The following is a 25,157-nucleotide window of genomic DNA, read 5'->3' as shown; positions in this document are numbered from 1 at the left end:
ATGACCATCCCCAGCGCCGGTGAACCCCGGCTGCCCAAACTGCTGATGCAGAACGATCCGTTCAGCCGCCCCGGGTACACGGACAACTTCTACGACGCCGTGGGCGGGCACGAAACCTTCGTGAAGCTGATCGATGTGTTTTACGACGGCGTCGCGACGGACCCGCTGCTGCGGCCGATGTACCCCGAGGAGGACCTGGGCCCGGCCAAGCGCCGCTTCCTGATGTTCCTGGAACAGTATTGGGGCGGCCCCACCACCTACGGCGAGGAGCGCGGCCACCCGCGGCTGCGGATGCGCCACATGCCCTTCCGGGTCACGCCGGAGGCCAAGGATGCCTGGCTGCACCACATGCGCACCGCCGTCGACGCCCTGGACCTGCCGCCGCTCTACGAGGGCACGCTCTGGGATTACATGGAGCGGGCGGCGCTCTCGATGATCAACAGTCCGTCCGAGGCCTAGGAGCGCACCAGGCCGAACATGGAAAGACCCCGGAGGCACTTGGGGGAATGCCTCCGGGGTCTTTCTGCGTTCAGAATACCCCGACGGGTATGCACGTGGCAAGTGCTGCGTGCGCGTGGTCCGGAAGCGTCCTAGAGGCCCGAGCCGGCACGGACCAGGATGTGTCCGCGGCTGCTGCTGAGCCGGAACCACCGGCCGGCCCGGAAAAGCCCCTGCTCGCCGTCGGCCAGGAACCCCAGGGCCAGCGCGGCGAAGGCCGCTCCGGCAGGCAGCCCGCCGGCGTTGTCGAGAGGCCGGCCCCAGACGGTGGCCCGGGCGTTGTTCACCAGCAGCGCCCCCGGCTTGTCCGGGATGATCCCGGCAATCTCGGCGATCCCGGCATCCGCAGCCTGGCGCAGGACGGCGTCCGGCAGCGCCCCGAGCGGCTCCCAGCCGGACCGCGGGGCTCCGACGCCGGCCCAGGATTCGGCGACAGTCACCGGCGGCACGGGAAGGTCGACGTCGCCGGCACCGGCGCGGGCGAGCCGGTCCAGGACGGCGGACAGCGGAACGGTCACGTCGAGGTCCGCGGGTTCGGCCAGCGCCATCGTGCGCAGCCCCAGGATGGTCGGCGTCGACTCCCCCAGCAGCCGGGGCCGGAGCACGCACACGTAGGCGGCCAGGACCGGGCCGGCGGCGTTCAGCCGGATGGCTCCGTCGTCGATGGACTTGGCGCGGGTCGCGAAGGTGCGCAGGTCGGCGAGGTCTTGGGGATCGGTGAACCGCAGGGACTGGGTGAGGAGGTCAGACACAATCCCGACTTTACCGGCTGTGCCTCTTTTGAGCCTTGCCGGGGCGGCGTCTAGAGTCGTTGCATGACTGAAGCCGAAGCCGGATTGCAGGCGATGCCCACCGAGGATCCCACCTCCTCGCTCATCCAACTCCTGACCCTCGGCGAGCTGGAGGGGGCCCGGACGGACGAGGACATTTTCATGGGCCCCTCGCAGAAGCAGCCCCGGCAGCGCGTCTTTGGCGGACAGGTCCTGGCGCAGTCGCTGGTGGCGGCGGGCCGGACCGTGCCCGACGGGCGCGGGGTGCACTCCATGCACGGCTATTTCCTTCGCCCCGGCGACGCCAACCAGCCGATCACCTTTGGCGTGCAGCGGCTGCGCGACGGCCGTTCCTTTTCCGCCCGCCGGGTGCACGCCTACCAGGAGGGCATGCCGATCCTGTCGATGATCGCGTCCTTCCAGGACGAGGACGAAGGGATCGAGCACCAGAGCGAGATGCCGGCGGGGATCCCGGACCCGGAGTCGCTGCCGAGCACGGCTGACCTGCTGGGCAAGTACGACCATCCGGTGGCCCGGCACTGGGCCTATGAACGTCCCTTCGATATCCGCCATGTCGACCCGGCCCTGTACGTCTCGGCGCAGGGGTCCAGGGAGGCGCGGAACGCCGTCTGGATGCGAACCTTCGGGCCGATGCCGGATGATCCGCAGCTGCACCGCGCTGCCCTGGCCTACGCCAGCGACTACACCTTGCTTGAGTCGGTCCTGCGCCGGCACGGCCTGAGCTGGATCACCCCCGGCATGTCCGTCGCCAGCCTCGACCACGCCATGTGGTGGCACCGGCCGGTCCGCGTTGACGAGTGGCTGCTCTATGTCCAGGAGTCGCCGAGCGCCCAGGGTGCCCGCGGCCTGGCGACGGGCCGGATCTTCAGCCGCGACGGCCGGCACGTGGCGACCGTCGCGCAGGAGGGGATGATCCGGGTGCCGACCGACCTCAAGCACAAGGTCAAGGGCGCCGTCCAGACCAAGGTCCTGCAGCACCAGATGCGCAAGGCCGACCGCGGCTGACGCGCGCACGCAAAAGGGCCGGCTTCCCGTTCGGGAAACCGGCCCTTTTGGTTCGTGCGGCCGTGCCGCGGGGCGGAACCTAGTCGCGGGTGAGGCGGCGGTGGGTCACGCGGTGCGGCTTGGCCGCGTCGGGGCCGAGGCGCTCGATCTTGTTCTCCTCGTAGGATTCGAAGTTGCCCTCGAACCAGTACCACTTCGAGGGGTTCTCCTCGTCACCTTCGTAGGCCAGGATGTGGGTGGCCACCCGGTCCAGGAACCAGCGGTCGTGCGAGACGACGACGGCGCAGCCGGGGAACTCCAGCAGGGCGTTCTCAAGGCTGCTGAGCGTTTCGACGTCAAGGTCGTTGGTCGGTTCGTCGAGCAGCAGCAGGTTGCCGCCCTGCTTGAGGGTCAGGGCCAGGTTCAGGCGGTTGCGTTCGCCACCGGACAGCACGCCGGCCTTCTTCTGCTGGTCCGGGCCCTTGAAGCCGAAGGCGGCCACGTAGGCCCGGGACGGCATCTCGACCTGGCCGACCTGGATGAAGTCCAGGCCGTCGGAGACGACCTCCCACAGCGTCTTGTTCGGGTCGATGCCGCCGCGGCTCTGGTCCGCGTAGGAGATCTTGACCGAGTCGCCGATCTTCAGCTCGCCGCCGTCGAGCGGTTCCAGCCCGACGATGGTCTTGAAGAGCGTGGTCTTTCCGACGCCGTTCGGGCCGATGACGCCGACGATGCCGTTGCGCGGCAGCGAGAAGGACAGTCCGTCGATCAGTGTCCGGTCCTCGAAGCCCTTCTGCAGGTTCTTGGCTTCGAGCACCAGGCCGCCGAGGCGGGGTCCCGGCGGGATCTGGATCTCTTCGAAGTCAAGCTTGCGGGTGCGGTCAGCTTCCGCTGCCATCTCCTCGTAGCGGGCCAGGCGGGCCTTCGACTTGGTCTGGCGGCCCTTGGCGTTGGAGCGGACCCACTCGAGCTCCTCGGCGAGGCGCTTGGCCTGCTTGGCGTCCTTCTTACCCTGGATCTCCAGGCGGGCGCGCTTCTTCTCGAGGTACGTGGAGTAGTTGCCCTCGTACGGGTAGAGGTGGCCGCGGTCCACTTCGGCGATCCACTCGGCCACGTGGTCCAGGAAGTACCGGTCGTGGGTGACGGCCAGGACGGCGCCCGGGTAGGAGGAAAGGTGCTGTTCGAGCCACAGCACACTCTCGGCGTCCAGGTGGTTGGTGGGCTCGTCGAGCAGCAGCAGGTCCGGCTTCTGCAGCAGCAGCTTGCAGAGCGCGACGCGGCGGCGTTCACCACCGGAGAGCAGCGTGACGTCGGCGTCGGCGGGCGGGCAGCGCAGGGCGTCCATGGCCTGCTCGAGCTGGGAGTCGAGGTCCCAGGCGTCCGCGGCGTCGATGGCTTCCTGGAGCTGGCCCATCTCCTCGAGGAGTGCGTCGTAGTCCGCGTCCGGGCTGGCCATCTCTTCGGAGATCTCGTTGAAGCGCTGGATCTTGCCGTAGATCTCGCCGACGCCTTCCTGGACGTTGCCCAGGACGGTCTTTTCCTCGTTCAGCGGGGGTTCCTGCAGCAGGATGCCCACCGAGTAACCGGGGCTCAGCCGGGCTTCGCCGTTCGACGGCGTGTCCAGGCCTGCCATGATCTTGAGAATGGTGGACTTACCGGCACCGTTCGGGCCAACAACACCAATCTTGGCCCCCGGGAAGAAGGACATGCTTACGTCGTCGAGGATAAGTTTTTCGCCAACGGCCTTACGGGCCTTGGTCATTGTGTAGATAAATTCCGCCATGCCTACAAATCTAGTGGCTCGACGCGGATAACTCACATTTTCCCGGCCCCGTGTGTGATCTCCGTCCGCGCTGGCGGCCCGCCGCCCCTCAGGCCGCCGTGTCCTTGAGCTCGCCGGTCTCCTCATCAAATTCCAGCTCGTCCCCCGGAGCATCGCCGGCTTCCCCGTCACCGCCGGCCGGGAAGTCCCGAAACGGGTCCTCCGGCCCGGGCCCGGCGTCGTTCCGTTCGGGGACAGCCGCTTCGTCGGTCGGGCTGTGGCCCGCGTTGCGGATGAAGTTGGCGGAACCCCACATCAGGTCATGGCCAACGGACTCGGCGTCAATGTCCACAGCGTGATGGACCCGGCCGTCGGATTCCCAGCTGCGCAGCTTAAGCCGGCCGACCACGATGACGCGTTGGCCTTTCTTGATGCTGCAGCCCATGTTCCCGGCGAGCTGGCGGTAACCCTGCACGGTGAACCAGTTGGTGTGGGTGTCCACCCAGGCGTTGGCGGTCCGGTCGAAGCGCCGGCCGGTTGACCCCATGCGGAAAGAGGCGGTGGCAACGCCGCCCGGTGTCGTCGAGCTCTTGATCTCCGTGGCCACGAAGCCGCGGACGGTGATGCTGTCGTTCATTGGTCTTGTCCTGTCTCGCTGGGTTGTTCCTTGGCTCTCCCAGCGTCCGGCCTTATGGGCTCGCCCGGCAGGCCGGGACGCCGCTATGTGGAAAACCCGTCCACCTGCGCGTCCGGAGGCGAGTCCCCGGGGCCCCCTGACCGGGTGCGCGCGCCCCCTGACCGGGTGCGCGCGCCCGGCACTGTAAACTTCTTGAGGCGTCTCCGGCAGCAGCCCGGCGAGGCCATGTGCCCCAGTAGCTCAGGGGATAGAGCAGCGGCCTTCTAATCCGCCGGTCGGGGGTTCGATTCCCTCCTGGGGCGCAGGATGATGGCGCGGAACATCGGCGCCCGATGTCCCGCGGGAAATACAACACCCCCGGTCTTCGGACCGGGGGTGTTGTATTTTTGCCGGGAACCGGGACCGCGTGCCTGCCGCCGGAGTCCGGCCGGAGAGCCGGGGTGCCGGCCGGGTCAGATCACCGGGCGGGTGGTGACCGGTTCGGAGGGTTTGCTGAACAGCTGCTTGGTTTTGGGATCCAGGAAGATCAGGTAGAGCGCGAACAGCAGGGCGATGATGGCGGCCGCGTTGCGGGCCAGCGCGAGCGCCAGGCCGAGGTCTTCGGTCTGCAGGTAGGGGAAGACTTCCAGCTGGTCCGAGATGGCGTACACCATGAAGAAGGACACCAGGAAGTACACGGCCTTGACCTGCCAGTCGTCCCGGATTCCGGTGACGGCGAAAAGCGGGATCAGCCAGACGACGTACCAGGACTGGATCATCGGCGCCAGGAACACAACGGCGGCGAAGGCCAGCGTGAGCCGCCGCATCAGGCGGTCGTAGTCACCGCGGAAGATCTGCCAGGCCACGATCCCGAGCGCCAGCAGCTTCCCGGCGTCGTAGACCCATTTGGCCACTCCCCAGCCGTCCAGGCTGAAGGCGTTCAGGATCGAGGCGACGATCAGGCCCAGCAGGCCCACCGGCGCGTACCAGATCCAGATGCTGCCCGGCGCCGAGAGCCCGTTGATCCAGCCGAAACCGAACCCGTTGACCAGGCTCATGGCGTACAGCAGCGCGAGGCTGATGCCGGCGGTCAGCGCCCAGAAGACGAACTTACGCGGCCAGCCGGCGTTCTTGCCGGCCCACAGCAGCCCGATGAACGGCAGGAAGACGATCGTGATGGGCTTGACCGAGATGGACAGGGTCACGAGGACCAGGCCCAGCAGCACGCGCTTGGTGGCGCAGTAGTAGAGACCGGCCAGGGCCAGGCCGATCATCAGGGCATCGTTGTGGACGCTCGCGATGAAGTTGGTGAGGAACAGCGGGTTGGCGGCGGTCAGCCACAGCGCCCGGTGCGGGTTGACGCCGTGGAGGTCGGCCAGCTTCGGTACGTAGATGATGCACAGCACGATGCCGATCAGGGCGGCGAGGCGGAACAGCATGACGCTGGCCTCGGGATGGACGTTCGTGGACCAGACCACGAACTGTTCGATCCAGAGGAAGAGCTGGCCATACGGCACAGGAGCCTCGGTCCACATCTTGTCCGCGCCCAGCTGGAAATAGTTGGACAGCGCAGAGATGCCGTTCTCGTACGGGTTGAACCCCTCCACCATGAGCCGGCCCTGCCCGATGTACGCGTACACGTCGCGGCTGAACAGCGGCACCGACACCATCATCGGCAGCCCCCACGCGGCCACGGCCGCCAGGGTTGCCTTGCGTGCGCCGGGGCCCCAGGTGCGGACCCGCTGCCCCAGCCGGAGCCAGGCGCGGACCAGCAGCATCCCGCCGACCGCCAGCAGCACGATGCTCAGGCCGACGCCCACCGCCTCGGTCCGCATCCAGATGAACAGCGGAACCCGCCGCAGTTCGGAAACCGGGGCCAGCCAGCCGACGCCGAGGGAGCCGATGGCCATGAAGACCGAGCCCACAAATCCGGCCAGTATCGGTGACCGGGCGTTGTCGACGTCCGCGACGGACGCCGCCGGAGAGGTGCGGGACGTACCGGCAGCCGTTCCCCCCGCCGCAGGTACAGGCGCCGTCATCTCAGGGTCGTCCAATCTGTAGTTGGGGGTTGGTTCGGCCCGCAGCCCGCCTCCACGGCGGCCACCGGGCACGCCGCGGGGTCAAAAAATTCGAGGGCCGCGTACCCGAAATCCTAGCACCGGACCGCTCAACGACGGCGGAACGGTAGGCTGGGCGGGTGCCTATAACTAACGAACGCATCGTGTGGATCGACTGCGAAATGACCGGCCTGGACTCCAAGAACGACGCCCTTATCGAGGTGGCGGCCCTCGTGACGGACTCTGAGCTGAACATCCTTGGCGACGGCGTCGACGTCGTGATCAAACCGGACGACGCCGCCCTGGCCCAAATGAACGACTTCGTGCGCGATATGCACACCCGTTCCGGGCTGCTCGCGGAGCTTCCCCACGGCAAGACCATGGCCGAGGCGCAGGCCCTCGTGCTCGACTACATCAAGAAGTGGGTGCCGGACCCGAAGAAGGCGCCGCTGGGCGGCAACTCCGTCGGCACCGACCGGGTGTTCCTGGTCCGCGACATGCCGGAACTGGTCGAACACCTGCACTACCGCGTGATCGACGTGAGCACCATCAAGGAGCTCTCCCGGCGCTGGTACGCCCGCGCCTACTTCCAGTCCCCCGCGAAGCTCGGCGGCCACCGCGCCCTGGGCGACATCAAGGACTCCATCGACGAGCTGCGCTACTACCGGGAAGCCGTCTTCGTGCCCGCACCGGGGCCGGACAGCGCCACCGCCCAGCGGATCGCCAAGTCCATCATGGCGCCGGCCGGCGCAGCCGAAGACGCCCCGGCCACCTCTTCGGCGGAGTAATCTCCACCACGTTTGGGGAAAATTTCGGCGAATTCCGCCAAAGTGGCAAAACCACTCCCGAAGAGCAGGTAAGCTATTTGTCGTTGCCTTAGCAGCCCGCCGGTTCGCCGGAGGGTCCAGCAGGGCACATGGTGGGCGTAGCTCAGTTGGCAGAGCGCCTGGTTGTGGTCCAGGAGGTCGCGGGTTCAACCCCCGTCGCTCACCCTCACCAAGGACGGCACATTGTCCGACCTTGCCAAAGGCCGCACCGGTTATCCGGTGCGGCCTTTGTTGTCTGTCCAGTCGTCCGTGCAGGGAAGGATCCGCCATGAAACGCCGGCTCTTTGAAGAAGACCACGAGATGTTCCGCGAGATGGCCGCGGAGTTCAACACCCGCGCCGTCGCCCCGCACTACAGCCAGTGGGACCAGGACCACATGATCTCCCGCGGACTGTGGACGGCCGCCGGCGAGCAGGGCCTGCTGGGCCTCGCTGTGCCGGAGGAATTCGGCGGCCTCGGCATGGACGACTACCGCTTCCGCGCCGTGCTGGACGAGGAGTTCGCCCGGAGCAACCACCTCGCCGTGGGCCTGGCCCTCCATCTGCACGATGACATGGTCCTCCCCCACCTGCTGGCCTACGCCTCCGAGGACCTGAAATCCCGCTGGCTGCCCGGCATGGTCTCCGGCGAGACGGTCACCTCGGTCGCGTGGACCGAACCGGGGGCCGGCTCGGACCTTCGCGGCATCCGCACCAAGGCAGTGCGCGACGGCGACGACTGGCTGATCAGCGGCCAGAAGACCTTCATCGGCAACGGCATCTCCGGCGACGCGTCCCTGGTCCTGGCCCGCACCGACGGCGGCACCGGACGCGGAAACCACGACTCCTTCTCCCTCTTCATGGTCCGCAAGGGCGAGGGCTACAGCACCGGCAAACAGCTGGACAAGATGGGCCTGAAGGCCTCCGACACCGCAGAGCTGTTCTTCGACAACGTGCGCGTGCCGCACGCGGACCTGGTCGGAGAGGAAGGCAAGGGCCTCCAGTACGCGGCAGCACAGTTGCCGCAGGGCCGGCTGGCGATCGCCGTGGCGGCGTCCGCCGTCGTCCGCGCCGTCTACGAGACGACCGTCGCGTACACCAAGGACCGCAACGCCTTCGGCGAGCGGATCATCGACTTCCAGCACAGCCGCTTCGAGCTGGCCGACATCCTGACCGAGGTGGAAGTTACGGAGAGCTACGTGGACCGGGCCGTCCTGGCCTTCAACGCCGGCGAGCTGGACGCGGCATCCGCGGCGCGGGCCAAACTGTGGGCATCGGAGCGGGCCAAGTCCGTCACCGACCGCTGCCTGCAGCTGCACGGCGGCTACGGCTACATCATGGAGTACCCGGTCGCGCAGGCCTACCTCGCGGCCCGTCTGCTCACCATTTTCGGCGGCACGAACGAAATCATGCGCGACGTCGTCGGCCGCACCATCGCCGGTTAACCAGCCGCCGGCCGCAGCAAAGGAAACCCATGACAGTCCTTCCCATCACCATCTGGGGCGAGCCCGTCCTGCACCGCCGGGCCGCAGAGGTTGAAGTCTTTGACGACGCCCTCCGCACCCTGATCGCGGACATGTTCGAGACCAACGACGCCGCCAACGGCGTCGGACTCGCCGCTCCGCAGGTGGGGGTGGGCAAGCGCTTGTTCGTCTACAAGTACGCGAACGACGACGGCGCGCCGCCGTCCGGCGTGGTCGTCAACCCGGTGCTGACCCTCTCGAAGGTCTCCGGTGCGCTGCCCGACCCGGATGAGGAAGTCGAAGGTTGCCTGTCCTTTCCGGGCGGCCAGTACCCGCTCAAGCGGGCGGAGTGGGCCAGGGTGCAGGGCTTTGACGGCGACGGCAACCCGGTGGACTTCGAGGCGACCGGCTGGTTCGCCCGGGTGATGCAGCACGAGTATGACCACCTCGACGGGAAGCTCTACGTCAACCGGCTGATGGACCGCTACTCCCGCAAGGCGATGAAGCAGGCCAAGAAGAGCGGCTGGGGCGTCCCCGGGCTGACCTGGATGCCGGGCGTGGACCCGGACCCGTTCGGCCACTAAGCAGCCCGGCGACACCGGCCGGCCGGGCTCCTATGCTTGGCCCATGGAAGCCACCGCAGCGGCGAAGCCGATCCTCACGCTTACCGTCAATCCGGCCCTGGACATCAGCACCACCACCGAGACGGTCGCCAGCGGGCACAAGCTGCGCTGCGGGCCGAGCCGGCTGGATCCGGGCGGCGGCGGCGTGAACGTCGCCCGCGTCGTGCAGCGCCTCGGCGGCCGTCCGCTGGCCATCTACACCGCGGGTGGACCCACCGGGGAAGCCTACCGGCGTCTGATCGAAGCCGAACGGCTTCCGTCCCTGGTGGTCCCCGTCCAGGGCAGCACCCGGCAGGACTTCACGGTTGACGAGACCGGCACCGGGAAACAGTTCCGCTTCGTGCTGCAGGGACCGGAGTTGAGCGAACCGGAGTGGCGCCTGTGCCTGGCGCTCGTGGCGGACACCATCCAGCCGGGCGGGTACGTCGTCGCCAGCGGGAGCCTGCCGCCGGGGGTACCGGAGGACTTTTACGCCCAGGTGGCCCGGCTGGCCCGGGAACAGGGTGCGCGCTGCGTGGTCGATGCCTCCGGCCCTGCCCTGGCCGCGGCCCTGGCCGAGGGGGTTTTCCTGATCAAACCCAGCCGGCGGGAGCTCGGGCTGCACTTCGGTACGGTCCTGGACAGCGAGCAAAGTGAACTCGACGCGGCGATGGCGTTGGTGGCCGACGGGACCGCCAAGCACGTTGCGCTGACCCTCGGCGGGCAGGGCGCGGTGCTGGCCTCCAGGGAGGGCACCCTGCGGCTGGCGGTCCCCCAGGTACGCGTGCGAAGCACGGTCGGCGCGGGCGACAGCTTCCTGGCCGCGTTCGTGCTCCGGCTGGCGCAGGGCAGGCCCCTGCCGGAGGCGTTCCGCTCCGCTGTCGCGGCTGGCAGCGCAACGGTCACCACGGTGGCCACGGAGCTCTGCCACCGGGAGGACGTCGAGCGGCTGGAGGCCGAACTCGCGGCCCAGGACTTCGGCGCGTAGGCGGTAAGCCGCCGCGCGCGCGGCGCCTCAGCGGGGCAGCACCGTGGGCTGCTCCGGACAGGAATCGAGCACCCGCTTCATTGCGTCCTTCTCGGCAGGGGTCACCCAGAGCCCGTAGGCGGCCTTTACCGAAATCTGCCGGGCGACGTAGTGGCAGCGGAAGTTCCGGTTCGGCGGCAGCCAGGCGGCGGCGTCGGAGGCGCCCTTGTCCTGGTTGGCCTGGCCGTCGACGGCGATCAGGTTCAGCGGGTCGTTGGCGAGGTGCTGGCGCTGGACCGCCGTGAGCTGCTGGGCGCCCGTCCGCCAGGCATCCCCCAGCGCGACGACGTGGTCGATCTGCACGTCCTTGCTCGAGCCCGACCCCCGGCGGAACGTTTTCGTCCGCCCGGTGTAGGGTTCCTGGAATGTCCCGGCCCCAATCCGGCAGCGGGATCCCGCGGCGAAGCTGGCCCCCGGGAGGTCCCGGCGGAGGATGTCGTTGCGGGTGTCACAGCCGTTGCGGTCGACGTCGAACCACGCCTGCCCGAAGGCGCTGCGGTTGTAGTTGCCGACGCCGGCCGGATCCCTCACCGGCAGCGCTTCCAGCGCGTCGGCGGCGCTCCCGCCGGGGACGGCGCGCACCGCTGCGACGGGTTTCATCCAGCCCCGCGCCAGCACGGGCGCGGCGCTGGGCCCGGTCCCCCGCGGTTCGGTCAAGGCGAACTGGCCTGCGGCGAAAAACCACACCGGCAGCACCAGGGCTGCCAGCAGAGCCGCGGCCAGCACCGCCCACGCCTGCCGGGACCGGCGCCGGGCGCGACGGTAGTCGCGCCAGGTCGCGGTCACGGAGGGTTGGCGCAGGGCCGGGGCGGGTACACAACCTCAGCCTAGGCACGGGCAGAAGCGGCCGCGGGGTTCTCCACAGTGTGCAGGACAAGTCCGCGGCGTGCCCGTCAGGTCCGAGGCGTTACTGCTCCCGGGTGACCCGGCGCAGGTCCTCCTCGGCAAGCTTCAGCAGCGCTTCGAGCTGGGCTACGCGCGCGTCGTCGATCTCGCCGGCCTCGCGCTTGGCACGGGCGTCGTCGAGGAGGCGTTTGGCTTCCTTGGCGTTGCTGCGTGCCACATCGAGGGCGTGTTCGAGGGTGGTTTCGTGCTCCACAGCCGGGTTCTGTTCCATGGCTTTATTGTGGTTCGCTTTCCCGGCCGATGCCAGCAGACCGGCCGGGAAAGCGCGAAGCGTCCTAGCCGACTTCGACCGGCAGGCCGGCTGCGGCCAGCGTGGCCGCCGCGTCCTTGGCGGGGAACGACGGCGGGTTGACGCCGGCCATTTCCTCCATGACCCGGACCACCTGGCAGCTGTAGCCGAACTCGTTGTCGTACCAGACGTAAAGCACCAGGTTCTTGTCGTTGCAAATGGTGGCGAGTCCGTCGACGATGCCGGCACGGCGCGAGCCGACGAAGTCGGTCGAGACGACCTCGGGCGAGTCGATGTAGTCGATCTGCTTGCGGAGGTCCGAGTGCAGGGACATCTCGCGCAGGTAGTCGTTGACCTCGTCCTTGGTGGTGCCGTTCTCGAGGTTCAGGTTCAGGATGGCCATCGACACGTCCGGGGTGGGGACCCGGATGGCGTTGCCGGTGAGTTTGCCCTGCAGCTCCGGCAGCGCCTTGGCCACGGCCTTGGCGGCGCCCGTCTCGGTGATGACCATGTTCAGCGCGGCGGAGCGCCCGCGGCGGTCGCCCTTGTGGAAGTTGTCGATCAGGTTCTGGTCGTTGGTGAAGGAGTGGACCGTTTCCACGTGCCCGTGCACCACGCCGTAGCGGTCGTTGATCGCCTTCAGCACCGGGGTGATCGCGTTGGTGGTGCAGGAGGCCGCGGTGACGATCTTGTCCTCGTCGGTGATCGAGCCGTGGTTGATGCCGTGCACGATGTTCTTGAGATCGCCCTTGCCCGGAGCGGTGAGGAGCACCCGGGAGACGCCCTTGCTCTGCAGGTGCTGGGAAAGACCTTCGGCGTCGCGCCACCGGCCGGTGTTGTCGACCACGAGCGCGTCCTTGATCCCGTAGGCGGTGTAGTCGACGGTGGCCGGGTTGTCGGAGTAGATGACCTGGATCTGCACGCCGTTGGCCGTGATGGTGTCGTTCTCCAGATCCACCTTGATGGTGCCCTCGAAGGAGCCGTGCACCGAGTCGCGGCGCAGCAGGCTCGCCCGTTTGGTGAGGTCGTTATCAGACCCGCGGCGTACGACGATTGCGCGCAGCCGCAGCCCGTGGCCGCCGCCGGCCTTTTCAATCAGGAGCCGGGCCAGCAGACGGCCGATCCGGCCGAAGCCGTAGAGGACGACGTCGGTGCTTGTGCGGTCGTCGCCGCCGCGCTTGCCCACAACCTCAGCGAGTTCCTGGCGCAGGAAGGCGTCCAGGCTGACGCCCTCGCCCTCCGCGCGGTACTTCTCGGTCAGCCGGGCGATGTCGATGGCCGCGGCGCCGAGATCCAGCTTGGTGAGCGCGTCCAGCAGCGGCGCGGTCTCTTCCAGGCGCAGCTCTTCCTTGCTCATGCGGCGCGCGAAGCGGTGGGCCTTGAGGATGTTCATGGTGGACTTGTTGATCAGGCTCCGTCCATGGATGGAGGTCACCACGTTGTTCTCGCGGTACAGCCGGCCGATGACCGGGATCATGGCCTCGGCGAGCGCCTCACGGCCCATCCACGTATCAAGACAAGAATCTGACGTCTGGCTCACAGAACTACCTTCCTAGAATCCCCGCATACGCCCTCGTATACGGATGTCGGCCGCCGGCGGGTCTCCGGAACCTGGGCGCCGCGGGGATTCGGTCCACCCCGGGCGCCTGCGTGAACTGCAGAGAAAAAGCCACCGGCTGCGAACGCAGACCCGGTGGCAGAACATCTACGTTCGCTATCCATTCTAGGGCGGGGCCGCGCCCCCGGAAGCCGGAGGCGGCGTGAAGTCACTCACACGGCCGTGGGGCTGGCGGGGCGCCTGTGACGTAGGATGAACGGATGGGACTCATCGTTGCACTTCTTGTCATCTGGCTGATCCTCTCAGTCCTCGGCTTCGTCGTGAAGGGCCTGCTCTGGCTGGCCGTAATCGGCCTCGTCCTGTTCGTCGCGACCGCCGCCTGGGGCTGGGTCAAGCGCAAGGCCAAGGCCTGACCTAGGCCAAGACCTCAAACCAACGGCGAAGGGCCGGCACCTCCGGGTGCCGGCCCTTCGCCGTATGCCGGCCGCTCCGGCCGGTGCTGTTTGGGGTGGATGGGTTGACCGATACGCCGGGTTACCGGCGAAACCGCGTCACTCCGCGGCCGTTCCGGGTCTATGCGCGATTCATGCGCAATCACCTTCACCAGCCCATCAGTCAGGGTTGCAGCCCGGGTGTCGTCATCCGGCCATAGGTGCCCGTACTTCTTCAGCGTTTCGGTCAACCGCGGCAAGTGTCTCCAGCCACGCGGGGTCGGCCGCCGCGCCACCGGCCGGTTCGCCAGGTGCTCCGCCTCGATGTCCGGGGGAGGGTCCGCTGCGCCCGGATATGCCAGCCCACCGTCTGCCGCACGGCGAAGCAGAGGTCAGCGATCCGGGTCACCGTCAGGCCCTTTCGGTACATCAAATCCGACTCAGCGTGAAGGGACACACCAAGCTCGGACGCTCCCCCGGAATTCATGTCCACATTCTAAAACAATGAGTCGGGGCTACATCAGGTTCCAGCCCAGACCGGGGGCAGGTCAGGAGCAGGAGTTCGCTTCTTCTTTCACCGGCACAGAGGCCGGCGCGGTCTCCTGCCCGCCGAAGAATTGCTCTACGGTCTTAGCCATTTCCTTACCGAGGATGTCACCCACCATGAATACGAATGCCCCCATTAGCGTCAAGAAAGCCGTCGTGACGATGACGTCCACAAAATCGAATGAGAGCTTGAAACCGAACACTATGAGACACAGAAAAGTGGAGGTAAGCGAGCCGATAAGCGCGACATAGCGGACGGTAAAGTGCGCGAGGTTGTACCATCTGGCGAAAGTCCTGGCTTCAAGAATCTCCCCTCAAGGAGGAGAGCGATGAGAAGCGTCGGGAACACCTGGGCAAGGAGCCCTGCAAGGTCGGGAGTTATGTGCATGCGGCATGCTAACCCGGCGCCATCCGCAAACGACTGATTCCCCACGATCAACCGTTAGGGAACTCCGGTTTGATGTCGGGGCTCGCCACTAGTATTCGAAGTGGCCGTCCGCCCACCACGACTACGAAAGGCTGTGCCGCATTGAGTGAAGTAACAGAAACAGAAGAGGAGTATGACTTCTCTACAGACCCGCATGGACTTACAAAGGACGATGTCGCCGGTCAGGACCTCCTGCTTGAAGTAATGCTCGCCATGGCCCACGGCCGGCGCGACGACGGCGAGGGAAGCTTGGGTCTCACGGTCACCATCGATGGTGTTGCGATCTCCGGCATCGCTATCAGCGCCAAGGAATGGCGGCGTCGCATGTCCGAACTCCTTGAACCAGCCGGCGCGGCATTCGCCTCCGCCTTCACCGAAGTGGCGTCGGACCTCGCGGACAAAAAAGCAGAAATGCTCGCCGCCCGCGAAGCAGAGAACCGACCCGCCCCGGCTCCCCGTTTCATCCACATGCGGGACGCCTACCTTGTTTCAGGTAACACACACCAGAAGATGCCCCTGTGGCGCGGAAGGCTGTCAAAGCTCAGCGGCTGGTCTATCGGAAGCATCAACACCCCTGAAGAATCCAAAGAAAACTAAGTGCAACGGGACTGCGGCGCCAAGAAACGTAACTGGGTACTGGCGCCGCAGCCCGTCAAGACCGGAGAATCGACATGATTATTCCCTGTGAGGCCGCGACCGTGGTCGTTGAGTCGGCGCCAGACTGGACGGGGCCCATCGTCGGCATCATCGGTGTTGTCCTCGGGTCACTGATGGGCTTGGCAGGAATCAGGTGGCAACACGATGCCCAAAGGGCATACGACGTACGCAAGCTGTGTGCCGAATTCATCGCTGTGGTCGATGAAATCCGGCTGATGTTCTGGAGCACGACAGAAAACGACCTGAGCCCCTTGGCACTTGACGACGTCTTGTTGAAGATGAACCAGGCTACAGGTCAAATCAATCTGATTCGCCGCCATCTGGAGTTAGTCGCACCTGTGCAGACCGAGCGACTTGCTGCAGCCTACGGATTGTCCGGGGATCTCTTCATAGTGCTATTCGAAAATCGCTTCTTGAAGACTCAGGCCGTGGAGGGGGCAGCAGAAGCCGAAGTGGAGGGCAGATGGCTCGGATCGCGGCAGGCCCTAATTGAGCATCTAAATCCAAACCGGAGGATTCGCCCGACAATCCCGGACCGGGTAGCTGGGTATCGAACGAAAATCGATAGATCCCGGCAGGTTAGGAGAAGCCACTGAAAATGTTGGGAACCAATGCGTGCGGCGCGAAACTCAAGGGCAAGAAGGCCGGCAGGACATGCGAGCTCACGCCAGCGGAGGGCGCTGCACGCTGCTGGCGGCATGGCGGCAAGGCGGCAAGGCTCCGCAGTTGCAGAAGGCGGCGGAGCGGTGCGTTGCTGAGGCCGCGGCCCGGGAAACCATGGCCAAAGCCGTCCGCACGGTGGGCCTGCCCATCGACGTCGACCCCGGCAGAGCCTTGCTGGCTGAGATCCACCGGACCGCCGGGCATGTGGCTTGGCTCCGAGACAAGGTCCAGAAGCAGGAAGCCGAGCAGCTGGTCTGGGGTAAGACCCAGACCGAACAGGGTGTCGGGCCGCGGGGCCCCGTCGACAGCACCACCGAGAAAGCCGGCCCGTCAGTCTGGTACGAGCTCTACCTCAAGGAACGTGACCACCTCGCCAAAGTCTGAGCCCTCGCCCTCCGTGCCGGCATCGAAGAACGCAAGGTCAAGCTCGCCGAATCCCAGGGCCTCCTCGTCGCCGACGCCATCCGCCGGATTCTCGGCGCCCTCGGCCTCACCCCCGAACAACAGCAGCTGGTGCCCGTGATTGTGCCGCGGGAACTGCGTGCGCTTGCCGGGGGCGCCTAAGGCATGGCCCCACTGGTGGGCTCCAGTGGCTGGGGCGGAGTCCGGGGCGGTAGACGCACTAGTGCTCGGATCCTGCGCGCCACCAGTGGGCTCACTGTACGTGTATACCTGCTGTCTTCCGCTGGCAGCGAGCCCTACGCCACAGAAAATACCCACGGGTACGACGAAAATGTATGCCGGCCACCACAGCATGGCCCAGAAGATGAGAGCTGCCATCAACGCACCGATTAGGAACGCCACAAACAGGAGCGCGCCGATCCCACTCCAGTTGAGCGTTCGGGTTCCCCGCCTAATCCGCTCGGAGGCGTACTTCTCCGCTTCGAACGTGATGAGCCTTTCAATTGGCCCCCGACTAATCTCCGGCAACTCCTCACGCAATTTTGCATGTTGTTTGAGCGCCCTTACAGCGGTCGGATCTTGCTGTTCGTTTCGAACCTTCAGCCACAAACCGACGCTGGGCACGATGACGGCACCAATCGAGTTTCAAACGCGTAGAACTTGCTAGACGTACCAGTGCTAAGCGGCGGTATCGGAGGGGGGAGCCAAGTGGTCGAACAAGCGCAGTGCACGGGCGGGGAACACCCAACCAACGCGCAAGGGGTGACCCCCTGCCACAACTGCACCACCCGGCTCGAAACCCTCCTCCGGGACGTCAGGGACGTGTCGGCGAACCTCATGGTCACCGCGGCCCGCCTCGACAGAGGCGCCGCGTCCATCGGGTCCAGCGGCCACTCGGTCCCGGCTGCACCCGGCAACTTCGAGGCCATCGAATACGGGGACCAGCTCGCCGCCGGCCTCCGAGGGTGGGCGGAACAGCTCGCCGTGGTCAGCCCCCACTTCAGCCCGCCCCGGGTCGCGGAGCGCCTACTGAACCAGGTCAAGCAGATCCAGGCGGCGGGACTGGGCCGGCGACCTGATGCACGAGCTTCGGGACCCCCTCAACGCGGCTCGCCGCGCAACGGACCGGGGCGCGGAACGGGTGTTCGCCGGGATGTGCCCCACCCAGACGGACGGGACCGAGTGCGGGGCAGCAGTGTTCACAGCACCCGGGCGGGCCGTTGCACGCTGCCACAAATGCCGGTCCGAATGCGATTTGACGGAGTGGCGGGGACGGGCAATCAGTTCCGCTGGCATCCACCACGGCACGACCGCGGAAATGTCTCGCATGATCTCCGTCCCATCACAGGCGAGGCCTTGCCGCAGGCCCGGATCAGGCAGTGGGTGCGCCGGAACAAGCTCGCACCCATCGAGGTCAACGCCGACGGCAAACCCACCTACCAGGTGCGGAAGGTCCGGAACCTGTGGGCCCGGATGCAGGCCTCCGCCGACGGAAACCCATCGAACAAGAAACAACTTGAACTCACCGCATAGGCGCTCTGCAATTCGCAGACTTGTCACGTAGGTCGAACCCATACTGCGAGCAGGCGCGAAGCCCGCCGCTCCCCCAGCTGTGGCGGACTTCTTGCATGCGAGGGGACGGGTAAACAACCGGAGCGTACCCTGGTGAAGGCCGGCCGGGGTTCTTTGAACCTTTCAACCCTGCAATGGGCGGACCTGCCCACAACTCCCCCCGCCACAACGGAATAGCCCGACGCCGCTGCGTGAGACCCGGCCGGAGCGGGCGTCAGGAAACCCTCTACGACATGCTCCCGATCGCCAGCAATGGCAGCAAGTACCATTTGAAGGTTGAAGAACCTTCGAACGGGAAAGAGAATCCGTGGCCTCCGACCGCATCGCCTCCGCCGCACTCTTGTCAGACCAGCTCTTGGAGGACATCGAGATGTCCCGGATTGGCGCGGCGGACCAAATCCGCCGCGCTAGCCGCTTGGCTCGTCTCCTTGACGACGACGAAGCTCTGGCATGGCTGGGCCACGAGATTGAGGGCTTTACCACAACAAACGGTGGACTCACTGACTCGCAGGTCCAGGCAGCCACAAGGTCGCGCCGACAGGCTCCTTCGAAGGAGAGCGGAAAACTGAGTTTCTGGACCGACTCGGTTGACAAGATACAAGCCGAAATTGAGTCAGCGCGGCTGCAGCTTGCGGCGTCGGCAGACGCACCGGTGAGTGTGTCGTCCGCTAATCCCTCGCAGTTTGTCAGTGCTCCCTCCGGAAACGCTAGAGAACGAGCCTCCTTACGCGAGTTCATCTCGCATCGCAGCGATCTCCTAGGCAGGATCCAGGGTGCTGTGCACAAGTACGCGTCTGAAAAAAACGTGGAACTCCGCTTCGGTGCGGCAATGGAATCCGCGTTTGCGGTTCTCCGGCGGGACGTTGACAGCAAGATCGCGTCCCTCGTTCCGGCAGCAGGCGCCAAGTTCGCCACTGCCTTCGAGAACGCAGCTTCCCGGAACTCGGAAGATTGGGCGAATGCCGCGGGAGCATGCCGGCGGCTAATTAAGGCCGTGGCAGATGAACTCCGGCCCGCCGGAGAGCCGGTCAACAACATCAAAATGACGGATGACAAGTACATAAATCGGCTCATCGACTGGATCAACGAACAACACGAGTTGAGCGCAACGCCGAAGGACGTTATTCGCCGCGATTTGGAGTTTCTGGGCAACCGGCTGGATGCCTTCGCGGACGCCGGGCACAAGGGGGCTCACGCCGAGGTGTCACGCTACGAGGCATCTCGGTACATCACGGGCACGTATCTTCTCATCGGAGACATTCTCCGTCTCAACGATCCGATGGCGACCAGCGCCGACGCCGCATCCGCATAGCTTTCGGAGGTCCAATGACCGTGGACATGTGGGAAGCAGCTGCCCGCATGTTCGAACCGGCGGACAAATACGCGACGCCCGGTGCTCTGGCGAGGGCGATCGACCCGGCCACGGTGCAGACTCCGGCCCTGGACCTGATCGACCAGGCGCTCGTGGATGTCGAGGCGGGCCGCACCAACCGCCTCATCATCTCCATGCCACCCCAGGAGGGGAAGAGCACCCGGGTGACGAAGGTCGGGCCGCTCTGGTTCCTGACCCGCAACCCGGAACGACGCATCGCCGTCGTGCCCTACGCAGCGTCTTTGGCGCAGGAGTTCGGGCGGGACATCCGCAAATTCATCACGGACAACTCCGGTCAGGACGGCACCCTCGACCGCGGCCTGCGCATCGCACCCGACAACGGGGCTGTGTCCGGGTGGCGGCTCGACGGGCACAAAGGCGGCGTCAAAACCGTGGGCCTACGCGGCGGCCTGACCGGTAAACCCGCCGACATCCTCTTCATCGATGACCCGGTCTCCAACCGCGACCAGGCCGAGTCCTCAACGTTCCGGGAACAGGCGAAGAACTTCTGGCGCTCGGTCGGCTCCACACGCCTCGCACCCGGCGCCCCCGTGATCCTGATCCTCACCGCTGGCACGTCGACGACCTCGCCGGCCACCTCCTGTCCCAGCCGGACAAGGACCGGTGGCGGGTCATCAACATCCCCGCCCAGGCGAACCACGACCCCGAACAGGGCGAAACGGACCTTGTGGTCACGAACCATGCCGGGAAGCGGGACGTGAACGCCCGGCAAGTAGCGGTGCAAGCACGCCTGCGGGAAGTCGCCGAGGCGTACGGCGGCGCCCTCGTGAACCTGTGGGGCAAGTACCGGAACTCGTGGGCCGTCGCGCGAACTCGGCAGGGTACTGGGGATCCACGACCACGATCGACGTGACGGGGACAGACGACGTGCACCCGTCGGACACCGGGCACGCCGCCGTCTGGGCAACCATCCGGCCCCTGCTCGTGCCGGCCGCCTAGCTACCAGGCGTTGACGGATTCGAACTCGTCTCTGTGCTCGACCGTGCAGTAGGGAATTCGCGCATCCGGGAGCAGAACTCCGCACATACGGCACTTAGCGCCGGCGAACTTACTCAGCAGGAAACGCAGAACACGCAAGACTATCCGAAAAATGAGATGAGCCTACCCCTACAGCGTTGGAGCTACGATTACCGCATGCCCTCCCTTTACCCTCGACGGTACAACGTTCGAGTATTCCGCCGGCGACCCCGGCCGGGAGGAGGAAACCCATTTGTGGGAGTACGGGCACCACCCCAAGATCGTCGCCATCCTGCAGCTGGCCGACGGCAGTGTCGAGCTCCACGCCCACTCGCAGCGCTGGAGCCCCACCCACGTCCTCGCTTCTTGGGAAGACGACGATCGCCGCCCGCACTGGGCATGGCTCCCCGCCGCCGACGTCCGAAGGCTCACAGAATCCGAATGGGATATCTGGGAAGACTGGGGCTGCCCCGAGAACCTCCACGGCGTGCGCTGGGGCGACCGACTCCCAGGTTTCCTACCGGCATGATTTCCATGCGCGATCTATGCGCAAATTGAGTGACCGAACGGGCAAAAGTAGCCCAAATAGCCCAAAGCTAGAGACCCGGAAATGCCGCAGAAACCGCGGAGTCCCCCGTTTTCACGGGGGACTCCGGCTAAGTCGTGGGATGGGTTGACCGATACGCCGGGTTCTGTGTTCCCGCGCTGTTACCGGCGCGGGAGTAGCGGCCATCCATCTACGAACGCCGTTGCCGACGCCCTCCAGCAGCCTACCCGGACACTCGGGCGGGCAGCCCTCAAACGTGTCCTGTCTGGCCTTGCTCCGGGTGGGGTTTACCTAGCCTTCCCGGTCACCCGGGAAGCTGGTGGTCTCTTACACCGCCGTTTCACCCTTACCTGCTCCCGCCACCGTGCAAGCACGGTTCCTGGGCAGGCGGTCTATTTTCTGTGGCACTGGCCTGCGGGTTACCCCGAGTGGGCGTTACCCACCACCCTGCCCTGCGGAGCCCGGACGTTCCTCGAGCCACTTGCGTGACGCGCGGCCGCCTGGTCAACCCATCCGCTGTCCATTCTACGGTCCCGCCGCCGCATGGCCGGGCGGCCCCGCCGGACCGGCGCCTTTTTCCCTCTCCGGTGGGAGAATTGAAGCAACATTCCCGCCAGGCAAGGGGGCGTCCGAATGGACTTCACCGCCGTCGTCGTATGGCTGCTCGCCGCGGTCCTGCTGCTCCTCCTGGCCCGGGCCTCCATCCGGATCGTCCGCCAGTACGAGCAGGGCGTGCTGTTCCGGCTCGGCCGGGTCATCGGCGTGCGGATGCCGGGGCTGCGCTTCATCGTCCCGGTCATCGACCGGATCCAACTGGTCAGCCTGCGGATCGTCACCATGCCCATCCAGTCTCAGGGCATCATCACCCAGGACAACGTCAGCGTTGACATCTCCGCCGTCGCCTACTACCGGGTGATTGACGCCGTGAAGTCGGTCGTGGCGATCGAGAACGTGGCGGCCGCAATCAACCAGATCGCCCAGACCACCCTGCGGAAGGTAGTCGGCCGGCACAGCCTGGACCAGACCCTGTCCGAGACCGAGCACATCAACAGCGACATCCGCGAAATCCTCGACGCGCTCACCCTGGAGTGGGGCGTCGAGGTGACCCTCGTGGAACTGAAGGACATCCAGCTGCCCGACAGCATGAAGCGCGCCATGGCCCGGCAGGCCGAAGCCGAACGGGAGAAGCGGGCCAAGATCATTGCGGCGGAGGGCGAATCGATCGCGGCGGTGGCCCTCGGCGAGGCATCGGACATGATGATGGCGCACCCGCTGGCCCTGCAGCTGCGGAACCTGCAGTCACTCGTCGAGATCGCCGTGGACAAGAACTCCACGGTCGTCTTCCCCGCCCCGCTGATGAGCACCATCGGCGAACTATCGGCCTTCCTCGCCCGCGAAAACCAGGCCGCCGAGGCAGCCGGGCACCCCCGGCCCGACGCGCCGGCGGCCGGAGCGCCGACCCCGGCCCCGGCGCCCGCGGTGGCCCCGGCTGCCGCCAGCACCCGGGACACCCCGCCGAAAGTCGCCTGAGCTGCGCGCGGCTAAGATCGAACGGTGCTGATTCTGCTGCCGCCCTCCGAAGGCAAGACCCCCGCAACCAGCGGCGACGCCGTCGACCCTGCGTCGCTGAGCTTCCCGGCGCTGAACACCTACCGCGCCAAGGTCCTGGAGGCCCTGGGCACCGTCAGCGCCCACGAGGACGCCTTGGCCCTGCTGGGCGTCGGCGCGTCGCTGCGGGCCGACGTCGAACGCAACACCCGGCTGCACGCCGAACCGGCCGCTCCCGCGCACCAGGTCTACTCCGGCGTCCTTTACGACGCCCTGGGCTACCGCACGCTGACGCCCGCGCAGCGGAAGAAAGCTGACGGCTCGGTCCTGGTCATTTCCGCACTCTGGGGCGCGATCCGCTTCGCCGACCGGGTTCCCGCCTACCGCCTGTCGATGGGCACGGCCCTGCCCGACGTCGGCCGGCTGGCCTCCTTCTGGAAGCCCCAGCTGACCGAGGCACTGGCAGCCGTCACGGAGGGTGAGCTGCTGGTCGACTGCCGTTCAAGCACTTACGCGGCCGCCTGGGCTCCGCCGGCCGGACAGACCGTGGCTGTCAATGTCTTCACCGAGGTCGGCGGGGTCCGCAAGGTGGTGAGCCACTTCGCCAAGCACACCCGCGGCGCGCTCGCCCGGCACCTGCTGACCCGGCGCGGCAAGGCCCCGCAGACGCCGGAGCAGCTGAGACACGCCGCCGCCGAAAAATGGACCGCCGAGCTGGTCGGGGGCACGGCCCGGAAGCCGCACACCCTCAACCTGATCCTGCCGGGCCAGCCCGGCTAAGCCGGAAGCCTGGCTAGGCCCACTCGGCGGAGCGGACCAGGATGCAGCCGGAGTCGGGGCAGAAGACAATGTCATCCTCGGCGGCGGCCTTGATCTCGGCCAGGTCGCCCGGGCTCAGCTGCATGCCCGAGCCCTCGGAGGTGCCGTGGAAGAGCCGCGCCGCGCCGACGCCGCGCTTTGCCAGCGTCTTCTCGTAGACGGCGAGCATCGCCGCATCCAGCCCGTCGGCGAACTCGGCGCGCTGGCCGCGCACCACGGTCAGCTCGGCCGCCACCTCGGCGAGCTGTTCGTCCAGCTCGGCACGGATGGCCCCGAACGAACCCTGGATGTCGTCAACGATCTGCTGCTGTTCAGCCTGGCGGAGGCGCAGCCCGTCCAGCCGTTCGAGGACCTCGAGCTCGACGTCCTCAAGGTCCGAACGGCGCTTGTTCAGGGATGCGATGTCGCGCTGCAGGGCCACCAGGTCCTTGGACAGGCCGGTGCCGCTGTTGAGCCGTGCCTCGTCGCGCTCAATCCGCGAGGCGACCTGCTCGACGTCGGCCTCGGCACGCTTGAGTTCGAGCTCGGCGTCGTGCACCGCCACCTTCGCGGACCCCAGTTCGCCGTTCGCCACGCCCAGCGCGGCCTCCAGGTCGGTGATCCGGGAGTCGCTTTCAAGGCTGCGGCGGCGGTTGGTCAGGGACTTGATCCTGGCGTCGAGTGCCTGCAATTCGAGCAACTTCAACTGTTCCGCCGGTGCTGCCTTGGCCACTGTTTCCTCCGCTTGTTCACTTTCCGGCCGGAGCCGGGCACCGTACCGGCGCTCCCTAGACTCTATCGCCTAGTCTGCTCCCCGGCCCCCTGCACCCCGGGATTAGCCCGGAGTGAGGATGAAGTCCCAGGGGTCGCTGTTGGTGGTGCTGACCCGGATCTCCACGTCGTGGCCCTGGTCGCCCAGCACATTGCCCAGCGCCTCGGCCGCGGCCGGCAGCCACAGCCACTCGCTGGCGAAATGCGAGACGTCAATCAGGTAGGGCCGGTCGTTGACGGCCGCTTCGCGGGCTTCCGAGGCCGGGTGGTGGCGCAGGTCCGCGGTCAGGTAGACGTCGGCGTTGCTGGCCCGGACCTCGTTGAACAGCGAGTCCCCCGCTCCCCCGCACAGCGCCACGCGCCGGACCAGGCCGTCGCGGTCCCCGGAGACCCGGACGCCGCCGGCCACGGAGGGCAGGATTTCGAACACCTTGGCGGCGAACTCCCCCAGCGTCTGCACCTCGGACAGGTCGCCCACGCGCCCGATGCCCTCCTCGGGGAGGCCGTTGGCGGCCGGAGTCAGCGGCATCACGTCCTGCAGGCCCAGCGCATCGGCGAGGACATCAGAGACGCCGCCGACGGCGGAATCACCGTTGGTGTGGACGGTCAGGAGGGCGGTGCCGGACTCGATCAGCCGGTGCACGGCTTTGCCCTTGGGCGTGTTGGCCGCGACGGAGGTGACGCCCTTGAGCAGCAGCGGGTGGTGGGTGATGAGCAGCTCGGCGCCCCAGGCGACGGCTTCCTCGATCACTTCCAGGGTCGGGTCGACGGCGAAGAGGATCCTGCCGACCGGGGCGTTGGGGTGCCCCGCCACCAGGCCGACCTCATCCCACTGCTCGGCCAGCGATTCGGGCCAGAGCTCCTCGACGGCCAGCAGGATGGTGCCAAGCGTGGCAACGGATTCCGCATTGGGGGCCTCCCCCGGAGCGGCGTCGTCCGCGGCGCCGGTTCCTTCGGCAGTTTCGGCACCGGTCACGGTGCCCTCCGCCTCGGCGCCCGCGGCCTCGGTGCCCCCGGGGTTTGCGGCAACGCCGCCGGGCCCGGCCGGCTGTGCTGAAACGTCGTTGTTCTCAGGTTCCATACCCACATTCTTACCCTATCGGCGGCTCCTGCCGCCCGTGCCGGGCGCCCCTGGTTGGGGCCGGGT

Annotated in this window: 27 protein-coding genes, 2 tRNA genes and 1 other RNA gene; 18 read left to right on the top strand and 12 right to left on the bottom strand. The window is 66.9% G+C overall.

Annotated elements, in window-relative coordinates:
• A complete protein-coding gene (locus ACTWLI_RS12590; RefSeq protein WP_445154156.1) occupies positions 1 to 459 on the top strand; it encodes a globin in 459 nt (152 codons plus the stop codon).
• Between the two features lie 131 nt (positions 460 to 590).
• On the opposite strand, the gene ACTWLI_RS12585 is transcribed toward ACTWLI_RS12590, so the two are convergent.
• Entirely contained in the window at positions 591 to 1,250 is a 660-nt protein-coding gene (locus ACTWLI_RS12585; protein WP_445154155.1) for a hypothetical protein, read from the bottom strand.
• A gap of 63 nt (positions 1,251 to 1,313) precedes the next feature.
• Between ACTWLI_RS12585 and tesB the strand changes: the two genes are divergently transcribed.
• Positions 1,314 to 2,294, top strand: coding sequence for an acyl-CoA thioesterase II (gene tesB, locus ACTWLI_RS12580; RefSeq protein ID WP_445154154.1), 981 nt, complete (start codon positions 1,314 to 1,316; stop codon positions 2,292 to 2,294).
• A 79-nt stretch (positions 2,295 to 2,373) separates the two neighbouring features.
• On the opposite strand, the gene ettA is transcribed toward tesB, so the two are convergent.
• Together ettA and ACTWLI_RS12570 are read right to left on the bottom strand one after the other, a co-directional pair.
• Positions 2,374 to 4,056 carry an energy-dependent translational throttle protein EttA gene (gene ettA / locus ACTWLI_RS12575; protein WP_056738333.1) on the bottom strand — a complete coding sequence of 561 codons (1,683 nt, stop codon included), beginning with the start codon at positions 4,054 to 4,056 and terminating at the stop codon, positions 2,374 to 2,376.
• 88 nt (positions 4,057 to 4,144) lie between these two features.
• Positions 4,145 to 4,672 (bottom strand): single-stranded DNA-binding protein, encoded by a 528-nt coding sequence (locus ACTWLI_RS12570; RefSeq protein WP_445154153.1) that lies wholly within the window; start codon positions 4,670 to 4,672, stop codon positions 4,145 to 4,147.
• 229 nt (positions 4,673 to 4,901) lie between these two features.
• Between ACTWLI_RS12570 and ACTWLI_RS12565 the strand changes: the two genes are divergently transcribed.
• A tRNA-Arg gene (locus ACTWLI_RS12565) sits at positions 4,902 to 4,974 on the top strand.
• A gap of 150 nt (positions 4,975 to 5,124) precedes the next feature.
• Here the strand turns inward: ACTWLI_RS12565 and mptB are convergent.
• Complete coding sequence (mptB, locus tag ACTWLI_RS12560) at positions 5,125 to 6,690, bottom strand: polyprenol phosphomannose-dependent alpha 1,6 mannosyltransferase MptB (RefSeq protein ID WP_445154152.1); 1,566 nt, start codon at positions 6,688 to 6,690, stop codon at positions 5,125 to 5,127.
• Between the two features lie 158 nt (positions 6,691 to 6,848).
• Between mptB and orn the strand changes: the two genes are divergently transcribed.
• The 5 genes from orn (at position 6,849) to ACTWLI_RS12535 (ending at position 10,566) form a co-directional block, all read left to right on the top strand.
• Positions 6,849 to 7,496: an oligoribonuclease gene (gene orn, locus ACTWLI_RS12555; RefSeq protein ID WP_445154151.1), complete on the top strand. Its 648-nt coding sequence runs from the start codon at positions 6,849 to 6,851 to the stop codon at positions 7,494 to 7,496.
• A 131-nt stretch (positions 7,497 to 7,627) separates the two neighbouring features.
• Positions 7,628 to 7,700: transfer RNA gene (locus ACTWLI_RS12550), tRNA-His, on the top strand.
• Positions 7,701 to 7,803: 103 nt separating this feature from the next.
• Positions 7,804 to 8,958 carry an acyl-CoA dehydrogenase family protein gene (locus ACTWLI_RS12545; protein ID WP_445154150.1) on the top strand — a complete coding sequence of 385 codons (1,155 nt, stop codon included), beginning with the start codon at positions 7,804 to 7,806 and terminating at the stop codon, positions 8,956 to 8,958.
• Between the two features lie 29 nt (positions 8,959 to 8,987).
• A complete protein-coding gene (def, locus tag ACTWLI_RS12540; protein ID WP_445154149.1) occupies positions 8,988 to 9,560 on the top strand; it encodes a peptide deformylase in 573 nt (190 codons plus the stop codon).
• Between the two features lie 43 nt (positions 9,561 to 9,603).
• Positions 9,604 to 10,566, top strand: a complete 963-nt coding sequence (locus ACTWLI_RS12535) for a 1-phosphofructokinase family hexose kinase (RefSeq protein WP_445154148.1) — start codon at positions 9,604 to 9,606, stop codon at positions 10,564 to 10,566.
• A gap of 27 nt (positions 10,567 to 10,593) precedes the next feature.
• On the opposite strand, the gene ACTWLI_RS12530 is transcribed toward ACTWLI_RS12535, so the two are convergent.
• The 3 genes from ACTWLI_RS12530 to ACTWLI_RS12520 all read right to left on the bottom strand — a co-directional run bounded on the left by ACTWLI_RS12530 (position 10,594) and on the right by ACTWLI_RS12520 (position 13,280).
• Positions 10,594 to 11,391, bottom strand: a complete 798-nt coding sequence (locus ACTWLI_RS12530; RefSeq protein WP_445154147.1) for an HNH endonuclease family protein — start codon at positions 11,389 to 11,391, stop codon at positions 10,594 to 10,596.
• Between the two features lie 121 nt (positions 11,392 to 11,512).
• Positions 11,513 to 11,722 carry a hypothetical protein gene (locus tag ACTWLI_RS12525; protein ID WP_445154146.1) on the bottom strand — a complete coding sequence of 70 codons (210 nt, stop codon included), beginning with the start codon at positions 11,720 to 11,722 and terminating at the stop codon, positions 11,513 to 11,515.
• Between the two features lie 64 nt (positions 11,723 to 11,786).
• The gene (locus ACTWLI_RS12520) at positions 11,787 to 13,280 is read right to left on the bottom strand and encodes a glyceraldehyde-3-phosphate dehydrogenase (RefSeq protein ID WP_445154145.1); all 1,494 of its coding nucleotides are present in this window, start codon (positions 13,278 to 13,280) and stop codon (positions 11,787 to 11,789) included.
• Between the two features lie 278 nt (positions 13,281 to 13,558).
• Here ACTWLI_RS12520 and ACTWLI_RS12515 point away from each other — a divergent pair, with 278 nt between their 5' ends.
• Positions 13,559 to 13,711 carry a hypothetical protein gene (locus ACTWLI_RS12515; protein ID WP_445154144.1) on the top strand — a complete coding sequence of 51 codons (153 nt, stop codon included), beginning with the start codon at positions 13,559 to 13,561 and terminating at the stop codon, positions 13,709 to 13,711.
• 566 nt (positions 13,712 to 14,277) lie between these two features.
• Here the strand turns inward: ACTWLI_RS12515 and ACTWLI_RS12510 are convergent.
• The gene (locus ACTWLI_RS12510; protein WP_445154143.1) at positions 14,278 to 14,478 is read right to left on the bottom strand and encodes a hypothetical protein; all 201 of its coding nucleotides are present in this window, start codon (positions 14,476 to 14,478) and stop codon (positions 14,278 to 14,280) included.
• A gap of 326 nt (positions 14,479 to 14,804) precedes the next feature.
• Here ACTWLI_RS12510 and ACTWLI_RS12505 point away from each other — a divergent pair, with 326 nt between their 5' ends.
• From ACTWLI_RS12505 to ACTWLI_RS12495, 3 genes are all read left to right on the top strand, one after another.
• Positions 14,805 to 15,299: a hypothetical protein gene (locus tag ACTWLI_RS12505; RefSeq protein WP_445154142.1), complete on the top strand. Its 495-nt coding sequence runs from the start codon at positions 14,805 to 14,807 to the stop codon at positions 15,297 to 15,299.
• 101 nt (positions 15,300 to 15,400) lie between these two features.
• Positions 15,401 to 15,955 (top strand): hypothetical protein, encoded by a 555-nt coding sequence (locus tag ACTWLI_RS12500; protein WP_445154141.1) that lies wholly within the window; start codon positions 15,401 to 15,403, stop codon positions 15,953 to 15,955.
• Between the two features lie 58 nt (positions 15,956 to 16,013).
• Positions 16,014 to 16,406 carry a hypothetical protein gene (locus ACTWLI_RS12495; protein WP_445154140.1) on the top strand — a complete coding sequence of 131 codons (393 nt, stop codon included), beginning with the start codon at positions 16,014 to 16,016 and terminating at the stop codon, positions 16,404 to 16,406.
• Here ACTWLI_RS12495 and ACTWLI_RS12490 read toward each other — a convergent pair.
• Positions 16,353 to 16,964, bottom strand: a complete 612-nt coding sequence (locus ACTWLI_RS12490; protein WP_445154139.1) for a hypothetical protein — start codon at positions 16,962 to 16,964, stop codon at positions 16,353 to 16,355. The genes ACTWLI_RS12495 and ACTWLI_RS12490 overlap by 54 nt on opposite strands.
• Before the next feature lie 816 nt (positions 16,965 to 17,780).
• Between ACTWLI_RS12490 and ACTWLI_RS12485 the strand changes: the two genes are divergently transcribed.
• The 4 genes from ACTWLI_RS12485 (at position 17,781) to ACTWLI_RS12470 (ending at position 20,328) form a co-directional block, all read left to right on the top strand.
• Entirely contained in the window at positions 17,781 to 17,957 is a 177-nt protein-coding gene (locus ACTWLI_RS12485; RefSeq protein WP_445154138.1) for a hypothetical protein, read from the top strand.
• A gap of 346 nt (positions 17,958 to 18,303) precedes the next feature.
• Positions 18,304 to 19,308 (top strand): AbiTii domain-containing protein, encoded by a 1,005-nt coding sequence (locus tag ACTWLI_RS12480; protein WP_445154137.1) that lies wholly within the window; start codon positions 18,304 to 18,306, stop codon positions 19,306 to 19,308.
• 14 nt (positions 19,309 to 19,322) lie between these two features.
• Complete coding sequence (locus ACTWLI_RS12475; RefSeq protein WP_445154136.1) at positions 19,323 to 20,090, top strand: hypothetical protein; 768 nt, start codon at positions 19,323 to 19,325, stop codon at positions 20,088 to 20,090.
• A 73-nt stretch (positions 20,091 to 20,163) separates the two neighbouring features.
• Entirely contained in the window at positions 20,164 to 20,328 is a 165-nt protein-coding gene (locus ACTWLI_RS12470) for a hypothetical protein (RefSeq protein WP_445154135.1), read from the top strand.
• A 683-nt stretch (positions 20,329 to 21,011) separates the two neighbouring features.
• On the opposite strand, the gene rnpB is transcribed toward ACTWLI_RS12470, so the two are convergent.
• Positions 21,012 to 21,405: RNase P RNA component class A (gene rnpB, locus ACTWLI_RS12465), an RNA gene on the bottom strand.
• A gap of 121 nt (positions 21,406 to 21,526) precedes the next feature.
• Here rnpB and ACTWLI_RS12460 point away from each other — a divergent pair.
• Both ACTWLI_RS12460 and ACTWLI_RS12455 read left to right on the top strand, forming a co-directional pair.
• A complete protein-coding gene (locus ACTWLI_RS12460; protein WP_445154134.1) occupies positions 21,527 to 22,423 on the top strand; it encodes a slipin family protein in 897 nt (298 codons plus the stop codon).
• Positions 22,424 to 22,447: 24 nt separating this feature from the next.
• Positions 22,448 to 23,221 (top strand): YaaA family protein, encoded by a 774-nt coding sequence (locus tag ACTWLI_RS12455; RefSeq protein ID WP_445154133.1) that lies wholly within the window; start codon positions 22,448 to 22,450, stop codon positions 23,219 to 23,221.
• A gap of 13 nt (positions 23,222 to 23,234) precedes the next feature.
• Here the strand turns inward: ACTWLI_RS12455 and ACTWLI_RS12450 are convergent, their stop codons facing one another.
• The gene (locus ACTWLI_RS12450; RefSeq protein WP_445154132.1) at positions 23,235 to 23,972 is read right to left on the bottom strand and encodes a zinc ribbon domain-containing protein; all 738 of its coding nucleotides are present in this window, start codon (positions 23,970 to 23,972) and stop codon (positions 23,235 to 23,237) included.
• 102 nt (positions 23,973 to 24,074) lie between these two features.
• Positions 24,075 to 25,091, bottom strand: coding sequence for a Nif3-like dinuclear metal center hexameric protein (locus tag ACTWLI_RS12445; RefSeq protein WP_445154131.1), 1,017 nt, complete (start codon positions 25,089 to 25,091; stop codon positions 24,075 to 24,077).
• Positions 25,092 to 25,157 lie beyond the last annotated feature (66 nt).

This window comes from Arthrobacter sp. Hor0625 (assembly GCF_052567525.1).
This window is presented reverse-complemented; position numbering and strand designations above follow the sequence as displayed.

What these genes read in the sequence shown, in the direction of transcription:
- ACTWLI_RS12590 (WP_445154156.1), top strand. Translation starts at nt 1, where the DNA reads ATGACCATCCCCAGCGCCGGTGAACCCCGGCTGCCCAAACTGCTGATG.
- tesB (WP_445154154.1), top strand. Translation starts at nt 1,314, where the DNA reads ATGACTGAAGCCGAAGCCGGATTGCAGGCGATGCCCACCGAGGATCCC.
- ettA (WP_056738333.1), bottom strand. Translation starts at nt 4,056, where the DNA reads ATGGCGGAATTTATCTACACAATGACCAAGGCCCGTAAGGCCGTTGGC.
- ACTWLI_RS12570 (WP_445154153.1), bottom strand. Translation starts at nt 4,672, where the DNA reads ATGAACGACAGCATCACCGTCCGCGGCTTCGTGGCCACGGAGATCAAG.
- mptB (WP_445154152.1), bottom strand. Translation starts at nt 6,690, where the DNA reads ATGACGGCGCCTGTACCTGCGGCGGGGGGAACGGCTGCCGGTACGTCC.
- ACTWLI_RS12545 (WP_445154150.1), top strand. Translation starts at nt 7,804, where the DNA reads ATGAAACGCCGGCTCTTTGAAGAAGACCACGAGATGTTCCGCGAGATG.
- def (WP_445154149.1), top strand. Translation starts at nt 8,988, where the DNA reads ATGACAGTCCTTCCCATCACCATCTGGGGCGAGCCCGTCCTGCACCGC.
- ACTWLI_RS12535 (WP_445154148.1), top strand. Translation starts at nt 9,604, where the DNA reads ATGGAAGCCACCGCAGCGGCGAAGCCGATCCTCACGCTTACCGTCAAT.
- ACTWLI_RS12525 (WP_445154146.1), bottom strand. Translation starts at nt 11,722, where the DNA reads ATGGAACAGAACCCGGCTGTGGAGCACGAAACCACCCTCGAACACGCC.
- ACTWLI_RS12515 (WP_445154144.1), top strand. Translation starts at nt 13,559, where the DNA reads ATGGGACTCATCGTTGCACTTCTTGTCATCTGGCTGATCCTCTCAGTC.
- ACTWLI_RS12495 (WP_445154140.1), top strand. Translation starts at nt 16,014, where the DNA reads ATGCGAGCTCACGCCAGCGGAGGGCGCTGCACGCTGCTGGCGGCATGG.
- ACTWLI_RS12475 (WP_445154136.1), top strand. Translation starts at nt 19,323, where the DNA reads ATGACCGTGGACATGTGGGAAGCAGCTGCCCGCATGTTCGAACCGGCG.
- ACTWLI_RS12460 (WP_445154134.1), top strand. Translation starts at nt 21,527, where the DNA reads ATGGACTTCACCGCCGTCGTCGTATGGCTGCTCGCCGCGGTCCTGCTG.
- ACTWLI_RS12445 (WP_445154131.1), bottom strand. Translation starts at nt 25,091, where the DNA reads ATGGAACCTGAGAACAACGACGTTTCAGCACAGCCGGCCGGGCCCGGC.